Source organism: bacterium (genome assembly GCA_021372515.1).
In the GTDB taxonomy this organism is placed as follows: Bacteria; Gemmatimonadota; Glassbacteria; order GWA2-58-10; family GWA2-58-10; genus JAJFUG01.
Map to the genome: position 1 here is coordinate 1 of JAJFUG010000048.1, position 22458 is coordinate 22458.

At 61.7% G+C, this 22458-nt stretch carries 15 protein-coding genes; 7 read left to right on the forward strand and 8 right to left on the reverse strand.

Features of this window, described 5'->3' with window-relative positions; genetic code table 11:
• Window positions 1-867: 867 nt before the first annotated feature.
• Window positions 868-1815 (forward strand): IS110 family transposase, encoded by a 948-nt coding sequence (locus LLH00_04620; GenBank protein ID MCE5270548.1) that lies wholly within the window; start codon window positions 868-870, stop codon window positions 1813-1815.
• A 68-nt stretch (window positions 1816-1883) separates the two neighbouring features.
• Here the strand turns inward: LLH00_04620 and add are convergent, their stop codons facing one another.
• Window positions 1884-2891, reverse strand: coding sequence for an adenosine deaminase (add, locus tag LLH00_04625; protein MCE5270549.1), 1008 nt, complete (start codon window positions 2889-2891; stop codon window positions 1884-1886).
• Between the two features lie 153 nt (window positions 2892-3044).
• On the opposite strand from add, the gene LLH00_04630 reads away from it, so the two are divergent.
• The 3 genes from LLH00_04630 (at window position 3045) to LLH00_04640 (ending at window position 7738) form a co-directional block, all read left to right on the forward strand.
• Window positions 3045-3941: a homocysteine S-methyltransferase family protein gene (locus LLH00_04630; GenBank protein ID MCE5270550.1), complete on the forward strand. Its 897-nt coding sequence runs from the start codon at window positions 3045-3047 to the stop codon at window positions 3939-3941.
• Window positions 3942-4118: 177 nt separating this feature from the next.
• Window positions 4119-5906: an ABC transporter ATP-binding protein/permease gene (locus LLH00_04635; GenBank protein ID MCE5270551.1), complete on the forward strand. Its 1788-nt coding sequence runs from the start codon at window positions 4119-4121 to the stop codon at window positions 5904-5906.
• The gene (locus LLH00_04640; protein MCE5270552.1) at window positions 5903-7738 is read left to right on the forward strand and encodes an ABC transporter ATP-binding protein/permease; all 1836 of its coding nucleotides are present in this window, start codon (window positions 5903-5905) and stop codon (window positions 7736-7738) included. Before LLH00_04635 ends, LLH00_04640 begins: the two co-directional genes overlap by 4 nt.
• Window positions 7739-7740: 2 nt before the next feature.
• On the opposite strand, the gene LLH00_04645 is transcribed toward LLH00_04640, so the two are convergent.
• The 4 genes from LLH00_04645 to LLH00_04660 form a co-directional block, all read right to left on the reverse strand.
• Window positions 7741-8991, reverse strand: coding sequence for a hypothetical protein (locus LLH00_04645; GenBank protein ID MCE5270553.1), 1251 nt, complete (start codon window positions 8989-8991; stop codon window positions 7741-7743).
• Between the two features lie 193 nt (window positions 8992-9184).
• The gene (locus LLH00_04650) at window positions 9185-11014 is read right to left on the reverse strand and encodes a formylglycine-generating enzyme family protein (protein ID MCE5270554.1); all 1830 of its coding nucleotides are present in this window, start codon (window positions 11012-11014) and stop codon (window positions 9185-9187) included.
• Window positions 11015-11092: 78 nt separating this feature from the next.
• Window positions 11093-11821: a hypothetical protein gene (locus tag LLH00_04655; protein MCE5270555.1), complete on the reverse strand. Its 729-nt coding sequence runs from the start codon at window positions 11819-11821 to the stop codon at window positions 11093-11095.
• A 27-nt stretch (window positions 11822-11848) separates the two neighbouring features.
• Complete coding sequence (locus LLH00_04660; GenBank protein ID MCE5270556.1) at window positions 11849-13780, reverse strand: AAA family ATPase; 1932 nt, start codon at window positions 13778-13780, stop codon at window positions 11849-11851.
• Between the two features lie 433 nt (window positions 13781-14213).
• Between LLH00_04660 and LLH00_04665 the strand changes: the two genes are divergently transcribed.
• Both LLH00_04665 and LLH00_04670 read left to right on the forward strand, forming a co-directional pair.
• Complete coding sequence (locus LLH00_04665) at window positions 14214-16382, forward strand: GspE/PulE family protein (protein ID MCE5270557.1); 2169 nt, start codon at window positions 14214-14216, stop codon at window positions 16380-16382.
• Window positions 16383-16492: 110 nt separating this feature from the next.
• The gene (locus tag LLH00_04670; GenBank protein MCE5270558.1) at window positions 16493-17047 is read left to right on the forward strand and encodes a flavin reductase family protein; all 555 of its coding nucleotides are present in this window, start codon (window positions 16493-16495) and stop codon (window positions 17045-17047) included.
• A gap of 116 nt (window positions 17048-17163) precedes the next feature.
• Here LLH00_04670 and LLH00_04675 read toward each other — a convergent pair whose 3' ends face one another.
• Window positions 17164-17559 (reverse strand): hypothetical protein, encoded by a 396-nt coding sequence (locus tag LLH00_04675; protein ID MCE5270559.1) that lies wholly within the window; start codon window positions 17557-17559, stop codon window positions 17164-17166.
• A 333-nt stretch (window positions 17560-17892) separates the two neighbouring features.
• Here LLH00_04675 and LLH00_04680 point away from each other — a divergent pair, with 333 nt between their 5' ends.
• Entirely contained in the window at window positions 17893-18777 is an 885-nt protein-coding gene (locus tag LLH00_04680; protein ID MCE5270560.1) for a dockerin type I domain-containing protein, read from the forward strand.
• Here LLH00_04680 and LLH00_04685 read toward each other — a convergent pair.
• Together LLH00_04685 and LLH00_04690 are read right to left on the reverse strand one after the other, a co-directional pair.
• Window positions 18752-19810, reverse strand: coding sequence for a DUF4062 domain-containing protein (locus LLH00_04685; protein ID MCE5270561.1), 1059 nt, complete (start codon window positions 19808-19810; stop codon window positions 18752-18754). The genes LLH00_04680 and LLH00_04685 overlap by 26 nt on opposite strands.
• A gap of 126 nt (window positions 19811-19936) precedes the next feature.
• On the reverse strand, window positions 19937-22201 hold the full coding sequence (locus LLH00_04690; GenBank protein MCE5270562.1) for a sodium-translocating pyrophosphatase: 2265 nt from the start codon (window positions 22199-22201) through the stop codon (window positions 19937-19939).
• Window positions 22202-22458: the final 257 nt, after the last annotated feature.

Sequence of the window (22458 nt, forward strand, 5' to 3'; positions counted from 1 at the left end):
TCCGGCGCGGCCGGGTTGTCGTGCCCGCAGCCGGCCAGGGCGAGCAGAGCCAGCAGGAGGAAGGAAAAGGGGACCCAATACCGGACTCCGTTATGTGACATACCAGCGCCTCGAAAGGGTGTTTAATCACGGCATATCGGAATATTCGTTTCTTTGTACATCAAATCGCGTGCCGTTTTGCCGCCTGTGGCGATTTGTTTGATCGGCAATGTGTTGCGTTGACGGTGATCTGATGAGCACGGTTCCGGGTGCTGCCGGGGGCTTATGCCTGTTGCTGTCGGAGTAACACAATTCTGCGGCTTGTCGCCCTTCCGGATGTGAGCGAAAGGACAAGAAGCCGCGGGATGAAGGGCCTGGGCGAACGCTTGAAGATTTATTTCAGGTCGTTACCCCCGAGCGGCCCGCAGGGACGCCCGGGGGCCGTATGTCTGAGCCACACCGGGGGAGCGGAGTGATTGCCGCGTGCACACTATGGAATGAAGCGGCGCCTCGGCCCGGCGGGCAATCAGCGCCAGCGTCGCCCCCCACCGCGGGGAGCGTGCAAATGTTACATGCACACCGCAGGCAGAAAAGCCCAAAGGGTCGGGGCGAGTTTACGGCCCCCCATGGTTTCTGGTTCTCTTGGCCGCAACCAAGAGAACAAAAAAGCCTTTCGGGCACGCCGCAGCGTGCCCCTTGTATCTTAAAAGAAGATGGTTAATCATTTCAGAGGTTGTAGTTGTCGTCGGTGGCTGGGAGATCGTGTGCCCCTGGGTAGAGATTACCGTAATCGTAGCTGGATCCCCAGCCGCCAGTTCTCATGCAGTTGCCCGAACAGTCACATGAGCCGCTCTTTGAGCGCTCGCATTCGCAAGGATGGGTTAAACCATGAGCCAAGTATCTTTTGTGGGCATAGATGTTTCCAAGGACTCCCTTGAGGTCCATGTCCTGCCTTCTGAGGAGCATTTCAATGTAAACTACGATTCAGAAGGCATAGAGCAACTTATTAAAAGAATACGTCCTCTTCAACTCCAGGTGATTGTCATGGAAGCCACCGGTGGCTACGAAAAACTTCTGGCCCTGGAACTGTGCCTGGCTGGATTGGACAATCTCCGTATTCTCAACCCGCGGCAGGTGCGCGATTTTGCCCGCTCCACCGGTCAACTGGCCAAAACCGACTCCATCGATGCCAAGGTTCTGGCACAGTTCGCCCAGGTTTTCGAACTCACTGGAAAGCCTCTACCATCCCAAGCTCAGGAACAACTCAAGGCCCTGGACCGGCGGCGCAAGCAGTTGGTTGAGGTCCGAACCGCAGAACTGAACCGTTTGCATCAGGCCATGACCGTACGGGTGTTACAAAGCCTGAAGCGCATTATCTCCTCGCTGGACCAGGAAATCAAAGACCTCGATTCCGATATCGACCGACTGATCAAGGACAACCCTCTCTGGTACGAGCAGGTCCAATGCCTCAAGCAAATCAAAGGCATCGGGGATGTCACCGCTCGCTCCATCCTCGCTACACTGCCCGAGCTGGGCTCTCTCAACCGCCGCCAGATCGCCCGCTTGGCCGGACTGGCTCCCATTAACCGCGACAGTGGAAAATTCCGCGGTAAACGTATGATTTGCGGTGGAAGAGCCGATACAAGAAAAGCTCTTTATATGGCCACTCTCGTTGCTACTAAGTTCAATCCATCCATCCGTAACTTCTATCTTAGACTCGTCAGTGCCGGTAAACCCAAAAAACTCGCTATCACCGCCTGTATGCGTAAATTACTAATCACCTTGAACGCTATATCTAAAAACTTCTTCCTCCAAAAAGCAACTGCCTGTCCTTGACTTTTAAGACAGTCGCTACATTTTTCTGCATTGAGTGTCGACCAGGAATGCAGGGGCTGACCCATGTGTCAGCCCTGCTCCAGCCCGAGCCGCGCGGCCAGGGCCTCGCGCACATCGAGCGGCAGGAACGCCGAGCGCGAGGCGTTACGGGCCAGGGTGCTGACCACCGCGCTGTCCCAGCCCCAGAGCTGCCTGCAGAGCGCCAGCTCATTGTCCAGCCAGGAGCCGAAAAACCCGGGGTCATCGCTGCCCAGGGTGACAGTGAGACCGTGCTCGAGGAACAGCGGCAGGGGGTGCTCCTCCAGGCGCGGCACAGCCCGGGTGAGCAGGTTGCTGGTCGGGCAGAGGTCGAGCGCCGTGCCGCGACGGGCCAGCTCATCCATGAGGAGCGGATCACGGGCCGCGGACACGCCGTGGCCGATCCGGTCGGCCCCCAGCACCTCCAGCGCCTCCCAGACCGACTCCGGCGGCCCCACCTCGCCGGCGTGCACGTAACTATAGAGCCCGGCCTGTTTCGCCAGGGAAAACGCCTCGACCAACTCGTTAGCCGGTACGGACAGCTCATCTCCGCCCACCCCGAACCCGACCACCGGCAGCCCGGCGCTGCGGTCCGCCACGGCCAGCGCGGCAGTCTCCAGCGCTGCTTCGGCTCCCCACTGACGGACCGTGTCGTAGATCAGGTTACACTCCAGGCCCGATTCTTCCCGTGCCTCGTCCAGGGCCGCCACTATGGCCCGGCTCACCTCCACATGCTCCAGACCGCGCCGGGTGTGGATGAGCGGGGTGTATATCAACTCGGCGTAGCGCACGCCTATCCCGGCCAGGCGCGCGCAGGCGGCCCGGGTCATGGCCCCGAAATCCGCGGGGCGCGTGAGCAGGGTCACCACGCGGCGGTAGGCCTCCAGGAACCCCAGGAAATCGGAGAACGCGTAGAGGGCTGCGAAATCCACCCCTGCCGCCGCGGGACGGCCCGCGCTTAAAGAGTGGACAAACTCCGGTTCCAGGGTGCCCTCCAGGTGCAGGTGCAGCTCGACAGGCAGGCAGAGACTGCCCGCTGATTCGATTCGGTCCGGCATCCTCGTCCTCGGGGTGGAAACGGTTCAACTTGCGACAGAGAACCAGATTTATTACAATTAAAACCTTAGGTCTCAAAAGTCAGGACTCCAATTTTAAATTTACGAGCCTCCGCCTGTCAAGACACTCCGGACCGTGAAAGGAACTGCCGTCCCATGCCACACGACCTTCTCAGCCGTCTGAAAAACGAAGTGCTCCTGATCGACAGCGCCATGGGAACAATGCTGCAGGAGGCGGGGCTGAAAAGCGGCCACGAGTGCGGAGAGATATGGAATATCTCGCAGGAGGGCAGCGCCAGGGTGGCCGAGGTGCACCGCCGCAACGTGGAGGCGGGCAGCGATATAATCATCACCAACACTTTCGGGGCCAACCGGATCAAGCTGGAGCACTACGGCGCCGTGGACCGTCTGGCCCAGATCAACACCGCCGCGGTGAAGCTGGCCCGCGGGGCGGCAGCCGGCAAGGCCCTGGTGGCGGCGGATATCGGCCCCACGGGCGATATCCTGGAGCAGTGGGGCGGCAAGCGCCCGGCCGAGGAGATGTTCGAGGCTTTCCGCGAGCAGGCCGCGGCCCTGGAGGCGGCCGGGGTGGATATGTTCGCCCTGGAGACTTTCATGGACATCGAGGAGATCAAGCTGGCCCTGCGCGCGGTGCGCAGCGTGAGCGCCAGGCCGGTGCTGGCCTCGATGAGCTTCCAGTCCGGCCCGGCGGGCCTTCGCACCATGTGGGGCCAGAGCCCGGAGGAGGTGGCCGCCGAGCTCGACTCCGCCGGGGCGGATATCGTGGGCAGCAATTGTGGGGTGACCACCAAAGACATGCTCGAGGTGGTCCGCGGCCTGGCCCGCGGCTCCAAGCGCCCGGTGGCCGCCCAGCCGAACGCGGGTGCGCCCTCGGTGAGCGGTGACGGGCACACGCACTATAATGAAACCGCGGAACAGATGGCCGAGGGGGCGAAGGGGCTGGTCGAGGCGGGAGCGCGCCTTATCGGCGGCTGCTGCGGGAGCACTCCGGATTTCATCGCCGCGGTGAAAAAGGCAATCCACCGGGCCTGAGCAGTTCCAGCGGGACCCGGTTCATCGAAAGGCAGGGGCCGCCAGCCCGCGGTCCCTGCGATAGCGCTCTCTGCCCGCCTCGACCGGGCGGATCCCCGAGCATGACAGGGTGTCCGCCCTTGTATTTTCTGTTACCATGGAAAAACTGCACCCGCTTTGCAAGGACGGCCCGGCAGGATGGTCAAGCCCGTTCAGAAACCGTTTTTCAAGTCCCTGGCTCCGCTCAGGAAATACCTGGCCGCGCACCGCAACATGTTCACGGTGGGGCTGGTCTGCGCGTTTTTCACCAATTCGCTGGGCATGCTGTCGCCGCTCGTTATCAAGTTCGCCATCGACAGCGTGGAGAAAAACCACGGCCTGCGGGTGCTGGCCCTGATGGTGGCGGCCCTGCTCGGCATCCGCCTTGTCCAGGGCGTGTTCCGTTTCCTGATGCGCCAGATACTGATCGGGATCAGCCGCCAGATCGAGTACCGCATCCGCCAGGACCTCTACGCCCACCTGCTGACCCAGGACATGCAGTTTTTCCAGCGCAACCGCATCGGCGACCTTCTGAGCCGCGCCACCAACGACCTGAACGAGGTGCGGATGCTGCTGGGGCCGGCGATCATGTACTCGTTCCAGACCAGCGTGACAGTTCTTTTCGCGCTGCCGCTGATGGTCTATTTCGACTGGAAGCTCACCCTGATGGCGTTCCTGCCCCTGGGGCTGGTCAGCCTGAGCTACCGGCGGGTGGGCGAGGTGATCCACGACCGCTCGATGGAAGTGCAGCGCCGCCTGAGCGATATCACCGCCCGGGTGCAGGAGAACCTGGCCGGCATCCGGGTGATCAAGTCGTTCACCCGCGAGAGCCACGAGACCGAGGAGTTCGACCGTCTGAACCGCGACTACCTGGCTCTCAACATGCGCCTGATAAAGGTCTCGGGCCTGCTGTTCCCGTTCATGTCGTTCCTGAGCGGGATTTCCTCGCTGGTGATCCTGGGCTACGGCGGCTGGCTGGTGTCACGGGGACGGATCAGCCTGGGGGATTTCACCGCGTTCTTCATCTACCTGGGCATGATGTACTGGCCGATGATCTCGATCGGTTTCGTGCTGAACGTGATCCAGCGGGGACGGGCCTCGCTGGGCCGGATCATGGAGATGTTCGAGACCCGCCCCGCGGTGACCGAGCCTTCCGCGCCCCGGGTCGCCCTGGCCGACACCTCGCGAGTCAGCGGGCGGATCAGCCTGCGCGGCCTGACTTTCACCTACCCGGGGGCCGCCGCTCCCGCCCTGGAGGACATCTCGCTGGAGATCGAGCCCGGGACGACCGTGGGCCTGGTCGGGCCGGTGGGCTGCGGCAAGTCCACCCTGCTCAGCCTCATCCCGCGCCTGTACAACCCGCCGCGCGGGACTCTGCTGGTGGACGGCACGGACATCCTGGACTGGTCGCTGCCGGCTCTCAGGCGCACTGTCGCCATGGTGCCGCAGGAGACTTTCCTGTTCAGTGAGTCGATCCGGGACAATGTCTCCTACGGCCTGGACCGCGAGCTGGACGAGGAGGAAATCCTTCGCCTGGTGCAGATCGCCGGGCTGGCCGAGGATATCAGCCAGTTCCCGCACCAGCTCGACACCCTGCTGGGTGAGCGGGGGATCAACCTCTCGGGCGGCCAGAAACAGCGCACCTCGATCAGCCGCGCCCTGGCCGCGGACAGCCCGATCCTTCTGCTGGACGACTGTTTCTCCAGCGTGGACACCGGCACCGAGGAGAAGATCATCCGCGGCCTGCGCTCCTATATGGAGAACAAGACCACCCTGATTGTCAGCCACCGGGTCAGCACGATCAAGGACTGCGACCTGATCGTGGTGCTGGAGGGCGGGCGGGTGAGCCAGCGCGGCACGCATGACGAGCTGGTGCGGCAGGAGGGCTACTACGCGGCGCTCAACGAGAAACAGCTCCTGCAGGAGCGGATCGCGAGGCTCGGGTGAGCGACAAGCAGAAAAGCTACATGGTGGAGGACGAGGTCACGGGCAAGGCCTACGACAGCCGTATGGCCCGCCGTCTGTACCCCTTCCTGCGCCCCTACTGGAACTACATCTGGCTGGGCACCGTGGTGCTGCTGATCAGCTCGGCCTGCGAGCTGGCCGGTCCCTACCTGATCAAACTGGCGCTGGACCGTCATATCGTGCCCGGCAGGATGGAGGGCTTCCGCCAACTGGTCATCATCTACTTGCTGGTCATATGCGGCGATCTGGTCTTCCGCTTCGCCCAGATCGTCCTGACCAACTACCTGGGCCAGCGCACCATGTACGACATCCGCATGGCCCTGTTCAAGCACCTGCAGGGCCTGTCGCTCAGCTTCTTCGACCGCAACCCGGTGGGGCGGCTGGTCACCCGGGTCACGAGCGACGTGGAGGTGCTCAACGAGCTGTTCTCGACCGGGCTGGTCACGGTGATCGGCGATCTGGCCATGATCGTGGGGATCATGGCCGCCATGCTCTGGCTGAATTTCAAGCTCGCCCTCTATACTTTCGCCATCCTGCCGGTCCTTCTGGCGGTGACTTTCTATTTCCGGCGCAAGATGCGCGAGGGGTTCCGCCTGGTGCGGGCGCGGATCGCGCGGATCAACGCTTTCCTGCAGGAGTCGCTCTCCGGGATGAGCGTGATCCAGCTCTTCAACCGTCAGGCCGACTCGGCGCGGCGCTTCGAGGTGCTGAACCGCGAGAACATGGACGCCAACATCTATACAATCTTCTACTACGCCCTGTTCTACCCCCTGATGGAAATGATCGCGGCCATCTCGATGGCGGTGATAGTCTGGTTCGGCGGGCTGAGCGTGATGCAGGGCACGCTGTCGTTCGGCGTGCTGGTGGCGTTCATCCAGTATGTGGAAAAGTTCTACAAGCCGATCAGCGACCTGAGCGAAAAGTACAACATCTTCCAGGCGGCCATGGCGGCCAGCGAGAGGATTTTCGGGCTGCTGGACGCGAAGCAGTGGATCGAGAACACCCAGGCCCCGGTGTACCTGGACCGGGTGGACGGCGCGGTGGCCTTCGAGGACGTGCATTTCGCCTACAACCCCGGTGAGCCGGTGCTCAAGGGGGTCTCGTTCCGGGTGGAGCCGGGCGAGAAAATCGCCATCGTCGGCTCGACCGGCGCGGGCAAGACCACGATCATCAACCTGCTCTGCCGCTTCTACGACCCGCAGTCCGGGCGGATCACCCTGGACGGCGCCGACATCCGCGACCTGGACAAAACCTGGCTGCGGCGCAACATCGGCATCGCCCTGCAGGACGTCTTCATTTTCAGCGGCACGGTGCGGGCCAATATCGCCCTGGGGGACAGGGACGCCTCGCTGGAGCACCTGTCCCGCACGGCCGAGCACCTGGGCGCCCTCGATTTCATAAGCTCCCTGCCGGGCGGGTTCGACCACGTGCTGAACGAGCGCGGCTCCACGTTGAGCGCCGGGCAGCGCCAGCTCATCTCGTTCGCCCGGGTCATGTACAAGAACCCGCGCATCCTGGTGCTGGACGAGGCCACCAGCAGCATCGACTCCCAGAACGAGCACCTGATCCAGCAGGCCCTGGAACGCCTGACCGAGCGCCGCACCAGCCTGATCGTGGCCCACCGCCTTTCCACGATCCGCAAGGTGGACCGCATCATAGTGATGCACCACGGACGGATCGCCGAGATGGGCACGCACAGGGAGCTGTTGCAGCGACGGGGGATTTACTTCGATCTGTACCAGCTTCAGTACAAAGAGCAGGAGATTTCAGTTCCGCAGGAGACGCTTCCGCAGGCCCAGCCGGAGCAAAGCTGAACTCACTTCTCATTCTCGGACAGGCGCCGGATCGTTTCCAGCTCCTCGCGTGAGACTTTGTGCAGGTCGTTGTAATCCACCCCGTTCAGGGCGTATTCGCAGGCCCGCTCGGCGCGCTTGAACTGGCCGCGCTGGCGGTAGACCCGGGCGGCGTAGTAATGCGCCCAGGGTACGATCCATTCCGGGTTGATCGGATTGGCGAGCAGAATCTCCCGCACCGTCCCGAAAGCTTCCTCGATCTTGCCCAGTTTCACCTCACACTCGGCAGTGCGCAGACGGCTGATCTCGAACGCGACATCGTCGTAGCCCGGCAGGCGGTTGAGCGCCTTGGCCTGGATGCTGCGATAGACCGCCTCGGCCAGCACCCACTGACGGCGCTCGCGGTAGGCGTCCGCCAGGGCGACCTGGAAATAGGCATTGTCCGGGAAAAGCTCGTGCAGGCGCTCGGCGCTGTGCAGGGCCTGCTCGGCGTTGGCGGGGTCCTCGCGGTAGATGTCCAGCAGGGTCAGCTCGGCCCATAGCCGTGTGCCGTCACCCCGGTGGGCGCATTCCTGGAGGGTCTTCAGACCGTCCTCGCGGCTGCCGCGCGGCAGGGTGAGCAGGAACTGCGAGACCCGCCCGGCCATCGAGCTGCCGCCCCAGTAATAGTCGAACACGGCGCGCGGGAACCGGGCGTCCAGCTCTTCCGGGTACAACTGCTCCAACTCGTCGGCCGCCTTTATCACCGCCCGGGTGGTCCAGCGCGAGGAGATGCTGTAGCCGCGGAAGGCCTTAAAACGGGCTTCGGTCACCAGGGCCAGGGTCCTGAAAAACAGGGACCGCCCGAAATCGGGCGCTTTCTGGTTCACCTTGTCGGCATACTCGATACAGGCGTCCAGCGATTCGATGAACTGGTTGTCGTAGCGCCGGTTCTCGGGGTTGACCGCGTTGAGCCAGCCGTAGCAGGTGGCGCGGATGAAATAGGCGCGGTAGTCGTTCGGGTCGTGGGAGAGCAGCACCCCCACCCGCTCGAAACTATCGGCGGCCCGGCCCGAGAAGCTGAGCCAGATCAGCTCGGAGATTTCGCCCTCGAAGAAATTGGCCGCACCGGCAGGAAACAGACGGGAGGGAACAATTAGCAGACAGCAGAGCAACAACAACAGCGCCGGAACAGAGGAGCGCACCCGCGCCCGGCGGCGCACCGCCAACAACCCGCAACCGGCGGCTGGCACTGCCGGAGCGCTGTGGCGGGTTCTGGTGCGGCGGATGCTCATCGGTCTTCCGGCCGGCGGTCCCGGCGTTCCTGGTTGAAAATGTCAGCCCCTGGCGGCCTCCTCCCGGGTCCGTCCGGAATGCGGTGCAGAGTTGCGGGCACAACGAGGCCGCACCGGCCGGGCAGCGGATGCACAGTAGAGCTGCAGCGGGAAGCAAATGACAGACTGCATAAAAGTAAGCATAAGTTGAAGTTTATTCCAGATTTTCGGCCTTGAGGCGCAGATCCCTGGCGCAGCGGAAACCCACGTTGCTGTAAATCTGGTCCAGAGCGCCGTCGCCCCGGTACGCCCCGCGCGCGTACTCGCCGGTCTCCTTGAACGATCCACCCCGGATCACTTTGCGCAGGCTGCCCGGGAAATACATCATGTCCTGGTCGTAGCCCGGATAGGGTTTCAGGTCGGAGGAAACCCACTCCCAGACATTGCCGGCCAGGTCGAGCACACCCTGCTCGCTGGCCCCACCCAGAAGGCTGCCCACCGGCAGCACCCCCCCACGCCCCGACTCACGGGTGTTGGCCCGCTCGGCCTGGAACTGGTCGCCCCAGGGCCACTGCAAGCCGTCCTTGCCCCGGGCGGCCTTTTCCCACTCCTCCTCGCTGGGAAGGCGCTTGCCGATCCAGCGCGCGTACTCGCTGGCATCCAGCCAGCTAATATAGACCACCGGATAGCTGTCCTGCCCCGCGGGATATTTGCCGTCCTTCCAGTGCAGGGGCGGGCTGTGGCCGCTGCTCTCCAGGAAGCGCAAGTACTGACGGTTGGTGACCTCGGTGCGGTCGAGATAGAACGAATCCAGGAACACCCAGCGCTTGGGCATCTCGCGGTACAGGGTGCCCTTGAAGCCGAACTGGTTCATCACCCCGCTCAGCTCGCGGGTGTTGCTGCCGCGGCTGAACTCGCCCGAGGGGATCAGCGCCATGTCGACCCGCGAGATCAGTTCGCGGCGCTGCTGCACCAGGGAATCCTCCGGGAAAAAGTCGAGCAGCTTGAGGTAATAGACCAGCGCGCCCTCATAGTCTTTCTTGCGGAAGAGGTCATCCCCCACCGCACGCCAGTAGCGGGCCAACTGGGTGCGCTCGCGGCGGCGCTGCAGCTCGGCCTGTTGCTCCTGCTCGGCCTTGGCCGCCTCCTGGGCCATACCGCTCTGCACGACCCGCAGGCTGTCCAGCAGGGTCAGCATATGGTCGTTGCGCGCCAGGCCCTCGCGGGCGACCATATCCTTTTCCACCACGTTGTCCAGCAGGAAAGAAAAATATTTTTTTGACTTTTCGAACTGCCCGCTGCGGTAGTACTGCTCCGCGCTGGCGTAGTAGAAATCAGGGGGACGGCCGCGCTGGATCGGGTCGAGCGGCACCTGCGACTCGACGTTGATCATGTCCATGACCTCCCAGATATGCTCGTAGGCCGTGCGGTTGCCGGGATCGACCTTGAGAAGGCGCATGTAGTAGACAATGGCGCTGGCGAAATTGCCGTCGTAGCGCTCGCGGTCGCCCCACTGGAAATAGTTCTGGATCATCCGGGCGATGAGCTGCGTGGCCAGACGGTTGTTCGGCTCGCGGGCCAGGATCTTACGGCAGAGGGCCAGGCAGTTGGCGCTGTCCGGCTCCGTGTATTGGCGGGCGGCGAAATAGTTGCGTGCGCTCTCCTCCATCACCCGCAGCATGTCGACCTTTTCGAGCGGCGACTGCGGCATGGTGCCCTCGATGTCCACGAACTGGCCCACCTCCAGGCTGTCGCGCCGGGTCAGAACTTTGGCCAGGCTCTGGGAGGCCGAGACCGAGATGATCTGTATCTCGGCCACATCCACCGTGTTGCGCAGCGAATCGAACTTGAATACGTTGCCGCGCAGCCCCTGGTACAGGCCCTGCTCACGCCCCAGGTTGACCGCCAACACCTCGCCGGTCACTCCGGTGATCTTACCCAGACGGCTGCCGGCCTGGAGCGGCTGCACCGCCGCAGAGGCCAGCAGGACCGCCGTGGCCAGGAACATGGACAGGCGCTTATATCCGAGGGTTTTAATTGTCATCCGCACCATTCTTTCGACAGAATTCAGCATCCCTGTTCCGTACAGAAGGAAACCCGCCACGCCAGACGGCGACGGCACTCATTCTGAATTCAACTGGAGATACTCGTTCTCGTAGAAACGGTCCCAAAGCCCGCGCTCGTACTCCTTGCGGGCCCCGGACTTGGAAATGTCCTCATCCACGGCCCGCTTGCCCAGCTCGACCATGCGCACCAGAAGGCGCAAGCGCGCCCTTCGATCGGAAATTCCGCGCTTGGTTATCGCATCCCGGAAACGATTGTGCGCCAACTTGAGCCAGGTCTTCTCCTCCTCGGCCTCCATCCGGTCCGGCGAGGCCCGTCGCTGGCTGTCGGCCGCGGACTCCTCCTCCGGCTGGCCCTCAACCGCGGCGGCTGGTTCCGTATCGGCCCCGGGCGCGCCTGCAGGCGACTTTTCCACGCCGTTGGACACCGTGGCCGCAGATCTGGACGCCGTGACAGGCTCGCGGTCGAGGTCCAGGTCCACCTCCAGGTAACCCGGGGCGTCCAGTCGGTCGATATCGTACTGGCGACGGGGGCGCAGCAGCAGCTTGATCACCGCATCCAGCTGCTCGCAGGAGATATCCATGCGCACCAGGTTGACCAGACCCTCGATGTCAACTCCAGCCGCGGCCAGGGCGTGACGGTTGTCCAGGATCAGATCCCGGCAGTGCTCCTTGACCTTGCGGCTGCAACGCTGGCGGCTCTGGACGTGACGGACCCAGAAATACAGGACCACCAGCAGCACCAGCAGCGCGGAGAACATCTGCATGTCCAGCGGATCCATTCTCATCCACAGCCTCGTCGGATTCTGGGTGGCTCAGGCAGATTTCGCCCCGGCTGACGACGCGGAAAAATCCGGCGCCCCCAGCAGGACCGCCCGGACAGATATGTAGCGTGCCAGAAGCTGGGCCAGGGCCTGGCCGGGTTCCCCGTGCAGGGGAAGACTCAAAGCCCAGAGCCCCTGGCTCGTTTCGAGCACCAGACGATGCAGCAAAGTTTTCCCCCGGTACTGCAGCGGCTCGATCCGGACCTGCCGCAACTGGCGGTAGCCGACGCGCTCGCGTGAACCGCGGAATCCCAGGACCAGTTCCTCGCCGCGGACCACCAGGGCGCAGCGCGCGCATAAGCTTACCTTGCCCCCGCCGTTTAAGTTCTGCGCCACCGCCCCGCCCTGCCAGAACCGGCCGGGGTTCAGGGCGACAAGTTCCTCGGCCACCGGATCGGTGACCTCACCGCGCTCCAGGTAGCTCCGGCTGGAGATCAAATCGCGCAGGCCCCAGCGCTCGATGCCGGAGAGAAGCTCCAGCTCGGCGGGCTGGTTGCCGGGCCGCAGGAGGCTGTCCGGGCTTTCTGTGACGTGATCCTCGATATTGTCCGCGGCCGCCGTTTCCGGCGGTGCGGCGATATCCTCCGGTGCGTACTCATCCGTGCCCGTCTCTTGCGACCGCTCCACCGCAGCCGGCTCCGGCTCGGGCGGTGCGGCAGGCGGTTTCGCCTCCTCGACCACAGCGGCCAGTTCCTCGCCGCAGTTTGGGCAGAGGCGCATCCCACGGCCCAGCTCCAGGCCGCAGAACGAGCATTTGAACCCCTCGGTGCGTTTCAGGACCGGCGCAACCGCGGCCGGCTCCGTGGCCCGCGCCGCGGCGGATGTTTCTCCGGCGGTGGTCTGGCCCGGCTCCACGATCGCGAAACGCACCCGCACGCCCGGAATGTCCGCCTCCGGCGGCTGCGCCGGGGGCTGTTCTGTCTTATTGACCGGCGGCGCCGGAGACTGAATCTCCGCAACGGGCGCGACCGTTTCCCTCGGCGGCCTGGCGGCCGGAACGGGTTCCACAGCCGAGGTCAACGGGCCGCTTTCCGACTCCACCCCCTCGGCGCTGAACGACTTGAGGAAATGGAAATAGTGGTAGCCGCCCTCGGTGCGGTTCATGTCGGAGCAGGCCTGGCTCACGGCCACGAAATCGACCTGACGGGAGAAGCGGCTGTGCGCGATGATCAGCGAAAGGTCGGCCACCGAGCAGATCACGCGCGGGCAGCCTTTCGAGAAATTGTACACCCCGGCATACCCGTCCTCGCTGAATATCTCCCGGCCCTCGGCCGCCCCGGCCCGCCGTAGGCGGTAGCGGATCAGCTCGCGGGTGTCCTCGCGTCCCAGGTTGCGCAGGAAAAAACGCACCGGCAGGCGCTGGTGGAACTCGGGCATGGCCCGGATCGCCTCATCCAGCGGTTTCTGCCCGCTCAGGACAAACGTGAGCAGGAACGCGTCAGAGACGCAGAAATTGAGCAGTATCCGCAGTTCCTGCAGGATATCCGGACGGTGGCAGAGCATCTGGCCCTCGTCCAGGATCACCACGCACTTTACACCCTGGCGGTGACAGGTGAGCAGGTGCTCGCGCAGCTCGTTGAGCAGGGTCAGCTTGTCGTTGCTGCCCGAGCCCACCCCGAGCTGCCGCGCGATCTCACCGACCATCTGGTTGGCGGTCAGGGTCGGGTGGTCGATGAACACGCTGCGGCAGCGGCCCTCGTAGTAGCTGTCCAGGTCGTGCCGCAGGCGGGCCAGCAGGCTGGTCTTGCCGTCCCCGGCGTTCTCGCTCACCAGCAGCGCCCCGCCCTTGTTCGAGACCACGGCGTATTTCAGCCGGAGCAGGCCCTCCTGGTGCTGGCCGCTCATGTACAGCATCTCGGGGTCGGGCGTAAGCGAGAACGGGGGCCGGGCGAGGCCCCAGTATTTGAGGTATTCAGGCAGCATCCACGGCGCCGGCGCATAAACCCCGGCCTTGCGGCCGGAGAGAGTTTAACTCATTGACATTCAAGCGGAAAACGCACCACGGGTTTGAACTATTGTATCCTGGCTCTGGCCGGCTGTCAAGCCGGACGGCGTTTCAGGTTACGGCGCAGCACATGGATGAACAAACGGTCGTAGTAGCGTGATTTCCTGGTGTCGCCGATCTCGGAATACAGGTGCACGCAGGCAAGCAGGACATCCGGTTCCAGGCTCATGGCATCTCCTTAGTGAGGTTGTGGTTGCAGAGATTGCAAGGTTCATGCCAGCCCCGGCCGGCCTTTGGCCCGCCGCCCGGGCCGGAAGCTTGCAGGAGGCTTGTCACAACATTTTCATAGGCTTATATTCAGGTATCATCCCCGGATACCCTGACACCGCCAGCAACCGTCGAGACCTGCCGATGGAAAAAATCGCTTCTCCCAACAAGCTGCGCTCCACCTCCGATGAAAAGCAGGTGCTCAACAACCTGCTTAAGATTCTCGTCTCAAAGCGTCAGATCACCGAGAAAGACCTGGACACTGTCCTGGAGATAACGATCCAGAAGCTGGTCGAGTTGGTGCAGGCCCAGGCGATCACGATCTATTCCGTGGCCAAGGACAACAGCGTCCATTTCACCAATGTCTATTTCAGCGAGGAGCTGTACCGGGGCAACGACGACCTGCGGCAGGCCTACCGCAGCAAGTCGGAGCGCCTGCGCAGCATCACCCTGCGCCGCGGCCAGGGGATCGTGGGCAAGGTGATCGAGTCGGGCGAGAGCTACATCTCCCTGGACACCCAGAACGACCCCAATTTCTACAGCGGCGTGGACCAGGAGACCGGATTCCAGACCAAGAGCATGATCACCGTGCCGGTGGTGAGCGACCGGGTGATCGGCGCGATCCAGATCATCAACAAAAACCCGCCGCAGGGCACGGGCCTGTTCACCGACCGGGACCGTCAGCTCCTGGATGAGGTGGCCGACTATTCGGCGCGGATCATCCAGAAAGTGCACCAGCCCGAGATCAAGATGGCCGACACGGAGCTGGCCTACTACCTGAGCCGCCTGACCGACCACGAGTACATGGAGATCGGCGAGGATTTCGTCCCGGACGTGAAGCTGCTCAACCTGGTGGGCGAGGAGAACCTGAAGAAGTACATGGTCCTGCCGATCCGCAAGAGCGCGGCCCAGGCGGTCGAGATCGCCATCTCCAACCCGGTGGATTTCGAGCGCATCGACAGTTTCCGCTGGGCGACCAAGCTGAGCGTGGCCAAGATCGTGGTGGCCGCGGACAGCCAGATACGGCGGGTGATCGAGCAGCAGTTCAAGCACGAGGCCACGGATATCGACGAGGTGGCGGCCCTGGTGGGCAGCGCCTTCGGCGATCAGTCGGTGGAGTCGGTGGAGCTGGAGGAGGATGTCGACGAGGACAGCGCTCCGATCGTGCAGTTGGCCAACCGGATCATCGAGGACGCCTACACCCGCGGGGCGAGCGATATCCACGTGGAGCCGTTCGAGCGCGAGGTGCTGGTGCGCTACCGGGTGGACGGGGTCTGCCGGGTGGCGCTCAAGCTCCCGCCCAACTCGCTCAAGGCCCTGGTCAGCCGGCTCAAGATCATGGCCGGGCTGAATATCGCCGAGAGGCGTCTGCCCCAGGACGGGCGCATCCGGTTCAAGGAATTCACCCGCACCGGCATCGACATCGACCTGCGCGTGGCCACCGGCCCCATGGTCTACGGCGAAAAGGTGGTGATGCGTATCCTGGACAAAAGCGGCTCGATAGTGGAGTTGGAGCGCATGGGGTTCTCGGCGCACAACCTGGAGTTGTACAAGCAGATGACCCACAGCCCCTACGGCATGATCCTGCACGTGGGGCCCACGGGAAGCGGCAAGACAACCACCCTTTACGCCGCGCTCAACTACATCAACGACCCCGGCATAAACATCCAGACCGCCGAGGACCCGGTGGAGTACATGCTGTTCGGGGTGAACCAGATGCAGGTGCGGCGCGAGATCGGCCTCACTTTCGCCAGCGCCCTGCGCTGCTACCTGCGCCAGGACCCGGACGTGATCCTGGTGGGCGAGATACGCGACCTGGAAACGGCCGAGATCGCAATCGAGGCCTCGCTCACCGGCCACCTTCTGTTCAGCACCCTGCACACCAACGACGCCGCCGGCACGGTCACCCGTTTCCTGGACATGGGCATCCAGCCGTTCCTGGTGTCGAGTTCGCTGCTGCTGGTCTGCGCACAGCGCCTGTTGCGCCGCCTCTGTCCCAAGTGCAAGGAACAGTACGAGCTGGATGAAATCGAGCTCGGGATTGTGGGCGACCTGGCAGAGAGCGGCACTTTCTTCCGGGCCAAGGGCTGCGAGGCCTGCAACGGCAGCGGCTACAAGGGCCGCACCGGCACGCACGAGATACTCACCCTCAACGACTCGATCAAAGCGGCGATCCTGCGCTCTGCCTCAGCCGAGGAGATCCGGGAGGAGGCCCTGCGGGCCGGCATGATACCGATCTACCGCGACAGCCTGGAAAAGGCCGCCTCCGGGATCACCAGCCTGGAGGAAGTGCTGCGCGTGGTCCGGGCCTGACAGGCCCGCGGTACGGGTTCCGAACCCTGGGATGTTGACATCCGGCTGTTCCCGGATAAAATGGGGCGAGCAACAGGAATGCATCCAATTACACAACATGGAGCGGGACAATGAAAATCAAGCTGGGTCAGGTCAATCCCTCGTTCCCGATGCCGGTGGCCCTGGTGGGGGCGCTGGTGGACGGCAAGCCCAATTTCCTGACAGTGGCCTGGTTCACGATGATGTGCTATCAACCGCCCACGCTCGGCGTGGTTCTGGGAGCGGATCATTACACCAACACCGGGATCAGGGAAAACAAAGTCTTCAGTCTCTGCCTGCCCGGTGAAGACCTGGTCCGGGCCACCGACTATGTTGGAATAGTCTCCGGCCAGAATACCGACAAATCGAAGCTGTTCGAGCTGTTCCAGGGGGACACCGGCGCACCCCTGATCGTGCAATGCCCCATATGTGTGGAATGCGAGCTGGTCGGGGTCGAAAAAAACCAGCGGGGTGAAATGTTCATCGGCAGGATCGTGCAGGTGCACGCCGATGAGTCGGTGCTGGCGGACGGCAGGATCGACCTGGGAAAAGTCAGGCCCCTGCTCTTCTCCCACGCGGACAGCTCCTATTACAAGCTTGGCGCGAAATACGAAAAAGCCTGGAGTATCGGCAAGGGCTACAAATGAGCGCGCGGCACCGATAAGCCTGGTCCGGTACACAGAGAGCCTGAGCGGGTCGCCCCGCCCAGGCTCTCTGTATTTATGCAGCCACAGCTACGCTGCCACAGCCGGCGCCGGACTTGTCAGCCGCGGCCGCCCCGTCCCATGCGGCGCGGATGGGCCTCGTTCCACTCTTTCAGCTTCGTTTTCTGCTCCGCAGTCAGGACTCCCTCCAGGTTCTTCTGGTAGCCCTCAAAAATCTTCTGCATCCCGTCGCGCATGGCCTCGCGGTCGCCCTGGCTCTGCTCGCGCAGCTTGCCCATCTCATCCATCATGCCCTGGTTGAACTCGCGCACCTGCTTGACCTGCTTCTCATCCAGCTTCAGGAACACGCACATGCTGTCGAACCGGGCCTCGGCGCGCTTACGGAAATCACCGCCGCCACCCTGGGCCAACTGCAGCTCGGCCGCCTGCATGGCGGAGGAGGTCAGACACAGACCGGCAAGCAGAAACAGGACAAAACCCAGCTTCTTCAACATTCAGCCACCCCCTCTTGGGTTCAAGACGAACAGCTCTGAAATTGAAACCTACTGCAACAGCAGATTAAACATTTCCCGATATTTCAGACCCCGGACGGAGCGATTACGTTACAAAGATAATGTACCGTGGCAACGGATATCCGCCGTGGCCTGAAAATTACCCGCTTTAGTGTTCCTTTTTTAAGTTATAACTATTATTATTAGTATGTCCAGTCTGGACCTGATCGCCCCGGGCGGAGCCGGTCCGGGCCTCTGCAGATACATTCCTTCAGTCCCTGCGTTTTTAGCCGGGGGGACCTGACACGAAGTAAAGTCACCTGCCGCGAGATACCCATGTACAGACACCGCCTTGCCATACTTGCCCTGACCCTGCTTGCCGCCACCGCCCTGCCGGGCTACCAGGAAATGACCCCGGCCGAATACCTGAACCTGATCAACACCACCGACAGCCTTGTCATGATCGACGTGCGCGAGAGCGGCGAGTATGACGGCGGCCATATCGCCGGGGCGCACCTTTTCCCGCTCAATTCCCAGGTTTTCCAGGCCAAGGTGCGGGAACTTCCCGCAGGCTACCCCATCGGGGTCAACTGCGGCTCCGGGCTGCGCAGCAAGCAGGCCGCCGCGATCCTGGACACGATAGACAACGGCATCCACGCCGGAAAAATCTACAACCTGACTTCCGGCCTGGGCAGTTGGCCCTACCCCACGGTCAAGGGCGGGCAGGACGGGCCGGAGCTGACTGTCGGGCGGGACTCGCTCGCCTTCGGCCCGCGGAGCGCCGGAGAGACGGCCTGGGACACCCTGCGCGTGGCCAATGTCTCCAGCCACGGGGTGGCGGTGGTGCTTCTGGCGAACTTCAACCCGGCTTTCGCCTGCCGCCCCGACACGGCCTGTATCCTGCCGGGCGACACCCTGCGCCTGGCCGTGTCGTTCACTCCCGCGGCGGGAGTGACGGATGCGGACACGCTCAAGGTGCTCCACGCCGGGCTGGGGCGCTATTCCCTCAAGCTGCACCTGGCAGGCAGCGGCATGGAGGCGCACGCGCTCAAGGGCGACCTGGACGGCAACGGCAAGGTGGACGTGTTCGACCTGCTGGAACTGCTCAAGGTCCTCTCCGGGGCGCATCCGGACTCGACCGCCTCAGACCTGGACGGCAACGGGAAGACCGACGTGTTCGACTTGCTGGAGCTGCTCAAAGTCCTGGGCGGGAAGGGTTAATACTATTTCTGGATTTGGATGGTACTGCCCGAAGCCGATACATTAAAAATTCTCCATAAGGCGTTAGAGTCCAATAGACATCTGTGTCGTGTACGCTTCTTGGTTTTGTGCTTTTCTCTATCAATCCCAAAGCGCACAATTGTATTTTTATTGTCTGATGAAACTTTCTATCGATATGAACATGATTGAATTCCATCTTCACATCTTTTTGCTCTTTTAATATAGCAAAACAGAAATCAGAGAGAAATTCATCCAATACTTTTAAAAACTCATTTTCCTTAACTTCGTTCATTACAACAGGAGACACCGCAGCGAAGATACTATTCCATGTAATATTTGTACTATATTCTTGCTCGTCATGTCCCCATCCAGAAAAAGTAGGCACCTTGAACTCAATTAAGAACTCTTCTTCGCCTTGTGCAAGATTTTCAGTCCCTTCAGGTTTCTGAATCTTAACAGCATTTAATTGTTTCTCCAATTCCTCGACTTTTTTCCTCAGACTTAAATTTTCTTTAGCAAAGTTTTCATCTGACACTTGATCACCACGAACCCAACCGATTGCAGGATGTTCTTTTATCAGCTTAATAATACTTCGACTCACCTTAGAACCTAAATCTGCTGGAGAATCCCAATATTTGCACATTTTCTTTTCCGTTAACTCTCTAAACAGAGCAAGTTTCTTCTTGCCATCTTCAGTTTTCTCACATCTATTAACCGGTAATGCGTCTGGCTTTTCATGCAAAAAAGCTATGACCGGCTTGTTCTTGTCAACCGCATATTTGTATTCCATCTCGGTATAACTAATTCCTTCACCACTCGTAGAACCATATCTTCCACCAATAATCACTATATAATAATCACAGTCATCAATAACTTTCTTAATAAGAGTCCACTGATCTTCATTCGCCGCAGGAAACAACTCCATTCCTGAAGGGATGCAGTCAAGCTCCAACAAGGCTTGCATTATTTCTTGGCGCTCTTCCTGCAGGTCGCTATAAGTTGAACTAACAAAGACCTGAAATCTCTTGTCCATAGATATCCTCCAAAAAAGGTTCCGATAAATAATAACAAACCTTTTCTTTATACACAAAAAAAATGCCCTCTGGATAGAACCAGAGAGCATTTTCATACTTAGATTATCCTCACGTTACTAATCTACTCAGATGAACAGCGGGGCCAGCACCAGGGTGATAGTGGACAGCAGCTTGATCAGCACGTGCAGCGAGGGTCCGGCGGTGTCCTTGAACGGGTCGCCCACCGTATCGCCCACCACGGCCGCCCCGTGCACCGGGTTCTTGACTTTCTTGCCGTCCGCCAGGGTCAGGTACTTGCCGCCGTGCGCCCCGGACTCGATATACTTCTTGGCGTTGTCCCAGGCCCCACCCGAGTTGTTCAGGAACAGGGCGAGGAGGATACCCACGATCGTGCCGATCATCAGGAACCCGGCCACGGCCTCGGCCGAGATCAAGTCGGTGGGACTATCCTTGAACACTTTGAAAGTGATCCCAACCGCCACCGGCATCAGCACCACCAGCAGCCCGGGCACCACCATCTGGCGCAACGCGGAGCGGGTGACGATATCCACGCAGGAGCTGTAATCCGGCTTAAAATCATCCGGGAACACGATCATGTCGTGCTCTCTCTTCAGCTTGGAATACTGACGGCGCACCTCTTCGATGATCGCCTGCGCCGCCCGTCCGACCGCACGGATGGCGAAAGACGAGAACAGGAACACCAGCATCGCGCCCAGCAGGCCGCCCACGAAAACCACCGGCTTGGCCAGGTTCACCGCGAACTCGAAGGACGGGTTCTCCTGCAGAATACCTGAATATTGCACCACCTCATCCATGTAGGCCTGGAACAGCAGGAAAGCCGCCAGGGCCGCCGAACCGACCGCGTAGCCCTTGGTCAGGGCCTTGGTGGTGTTGCCCACCGCGTCCAGACGGTCGGTCTTCTTGCGGACTTCCTCCGGCTGCTGCGACATCTCCACGATACCGCCGGCATTGTCGGTGATCGGGCCGAAAGTGTCCATGGCCAGGATGAAAGCCGCCGTGGCCAGCATGCCCATGGTCGCCACCGCAGTGCCAAACAGCCCGCCATGCACTCCGCTTTCGGCCGGGAACGCGCTCTTACCCAGGTAGTACGAGCAGAGCAGGGCCGCGCCCATCACCAGCGCCGGCAGGGCCGTGCACTCGAAGCCCACGCCGATACCGGCGATGATGTTGGTGGCCGGGCCGGTCTTCGAGGCCTCTGCAATCGACTGGACCGGACGGTATTTATATTCGGTGTAGTATTGGGTGATGTAGACGAAAGCCACGGAGGTCAGCACGCCCAGGATGCCACAAATGAAGAAATGCCACCAGGCCGCCGGGGAACTGGGGCTGGAGAGCAGCCAGTAGGTGCAGCCGCCGAAAGCGATCAGGGCCAGGACCACGGCGATGTAGTAGCCGCGGTTGAGCGCCTGCATCGGGTCCATCTTCTCCTCTTTGTCCATCTTCACCATCAGGATGCCGACGATGGAGGCGATGATCCCGAACGCGCGGGCGATCAGCGGGAACATCATCACGCCGATGACTCCGGCCGAGAAACCCATACCCATCTTCTCGGCCTGCGAGGCCAATGTGGCCCCCAGGATCATGGCGCCGATGTTCTCGGCGGCGGTGGACTCGAACAGGTCGGCGCCACGGCCGGCGCAGTCGCCCACGTTGTCACCCACCAGATCGGCGATCACGGCCGGGTTGCGCGGGTCATCCTCCGGGATGCCGGCCTCAACCTTGCCCACCAGGTCGGCGCCCACATCCGCGGCCTTGGTGTAGATTCCGCCGCCAAGCTGGGCGAACAAGGCCACGAACGAGGCCCCGAAACCGTAGCCCACGATGAGCAGCGGTATCTTGGTCACGTCCTGCACCGAGCCGGTCAATTTCACCAGGGTGTACAGCCCGCCCACGCCGAGCAGGCTCATCGCCACCACCAGCAGCCCGGAGACCGCGCCGCCGCGCAGGGCGATGCGCAGGGCATCGTTAAGGCTGCTCAGGGCCGCGGTGGCCGTGCGGATGTTGCTGCGGATGGAGACCCACATCCCCACGTAGCCGGCGAACACCGAGCAGGCTGCGCCGAAAACGAACGACAGGGTGATCCAGAAAGCCAACTCGAGCGAGCTGCCGACCGGGTCGAAACTCCGATGCCCGCGGACAAAACCATAGCCCAGGAACAGCACCACCGCGAAAAGGAGGGCTAACAGGCCGATGGTTTTATTCTGGCGGCGCAGGAAAGCCTCAGCGCCTTCCTTGATGGCATTTGAGATTTTCTGCATCGCCTCGCTGCCCACGTCCTTGCGGATGACCCAGCGGGCCAGCCAGTAAGCCGTGAGCAACCCAAGCACACTGATAACAAAAACCAGAATCAACAAAAGAGACTGGTCCATTTTTCCTGCCCTTCTTTTACGCGGTCAGCGTGAGGTTATGAATCCAGGAAAGACCCATTCTCGAACCAATTTCCCCACCGGGTGAGGAGCGACAACCGATTGTTCTGTCGTTCGCCTCGCTTAAAATTGTGGACATTTGGATAAAAAAAGGACCTGCAACAACAGACAGAGCAGACTGGAACGCCCCCTTTGTCCATCAATGCCGATCCCGCTTTCACAGCGTAATTGTCAGTGACAAATATATCGCATTCCGCACT

Excerpts from the sequence above, each read along its gene's own strand:
- LLH00_04670 (MCE5270558.1), top strand. The coding sequence starts at position 16,493 with ATGAAAATCAAGCTGGGTCAGGTCAATCCCTCGTTCCCGATGCCGGTG.
- LLH00_04650 (MCE5270554.1), bottom strand. The coding sequence starts at position 11,014 with ATGACAATTAAAACCCTCGGATATAAGCGCCTGTCCATGTTCCTGGCC.
- LLH00_04645 (MCE5270553.1), bottom strand. The coding sequence starts at position 8,991 with ATGAGCATCCGCCGCACCAGAACCCGCCACAGCGCTCCGGCAGTGCCA.
- LLH00_04660 (MCE5270556.1), bottom strand. The coding sequence starts at position 13,780 with ATGCTGCCTGAATACCTCAAATACTGGGGCCTCGCCCGGCCCCCGTTC.
- LLH00_04675 (MCE5270559.1), bottom strand. The coding sequence starts at position 17,559 with ATGTTGAAGAAGCTGGGTTTTGTCCTGTTTCTGCTTGCCGGTCTGTGT.
- LLH00_04620 (MCE5270548.1), top strand. The coding sequence starts at position 868 with ATGAGCCAAGTATCTTTTGTGGGCATAGATGTTTCCAAGGACTCCCTT.
- add (MCE5270549.1), bottom strand. The coding sequence starts at position 2,891 with ATGCCGGACCGAATCGAATCAGCGGGCAGTCTCTGCCTGCCTGTCGAG.
- LLH00_04655 (MCE5270555.1), bottom strand. The coding sequence starts at position 11,821 with ATGAGAATGGATCCGCTGGACATGCAGATGTTCTCCGCGCTGCTGGTG.
- LLH00_04685 (MCE5270561.1), bottom strand. The coding sequence starts at position 19,810 with ATGGACAAGAGATTTCAGGTCTTTGTTAGTTCAACTTATAGCGACCTG.
- LLH00_04680 (MCE5270560.1), top strand. The coding sequence starts at position 17,893 with ATGTACAGACACCGCCTTGCCATACTTGCCCTGACCCTGCTTGCCGCC.
- LLH00_04665 (MCE5270557.1), top strand. The coding sequence starts at position 14,214 with ATGGAAAAAATCGCTTCTCCCAACAAGCTGCGCTCCACCTCCGATGAA.
- LLH00_04690 (MCE5270562.1), bottom strand. The coding sequence starts at position 22,201 with ATGGACCAGTCTCTTTTGTTGATTCTGGTTTTTGTTATCAGTGTGCTT.
- LLH00_04635 (MCE5270551.1), top strand. The coding sequence starts at position 4,119 with ATGGTCAAGCCCGTTCAGAAACCGTTTTTCAAGTCCCTGGCTCCGCTC.
- LLH00_04630 (MCE5270550.1), top strand. The coding sequence starts at position 3,045 with ATGCCACACGACCTTCTCAGCCGTCTGAAAAACGAAGTGCTCCTGATC.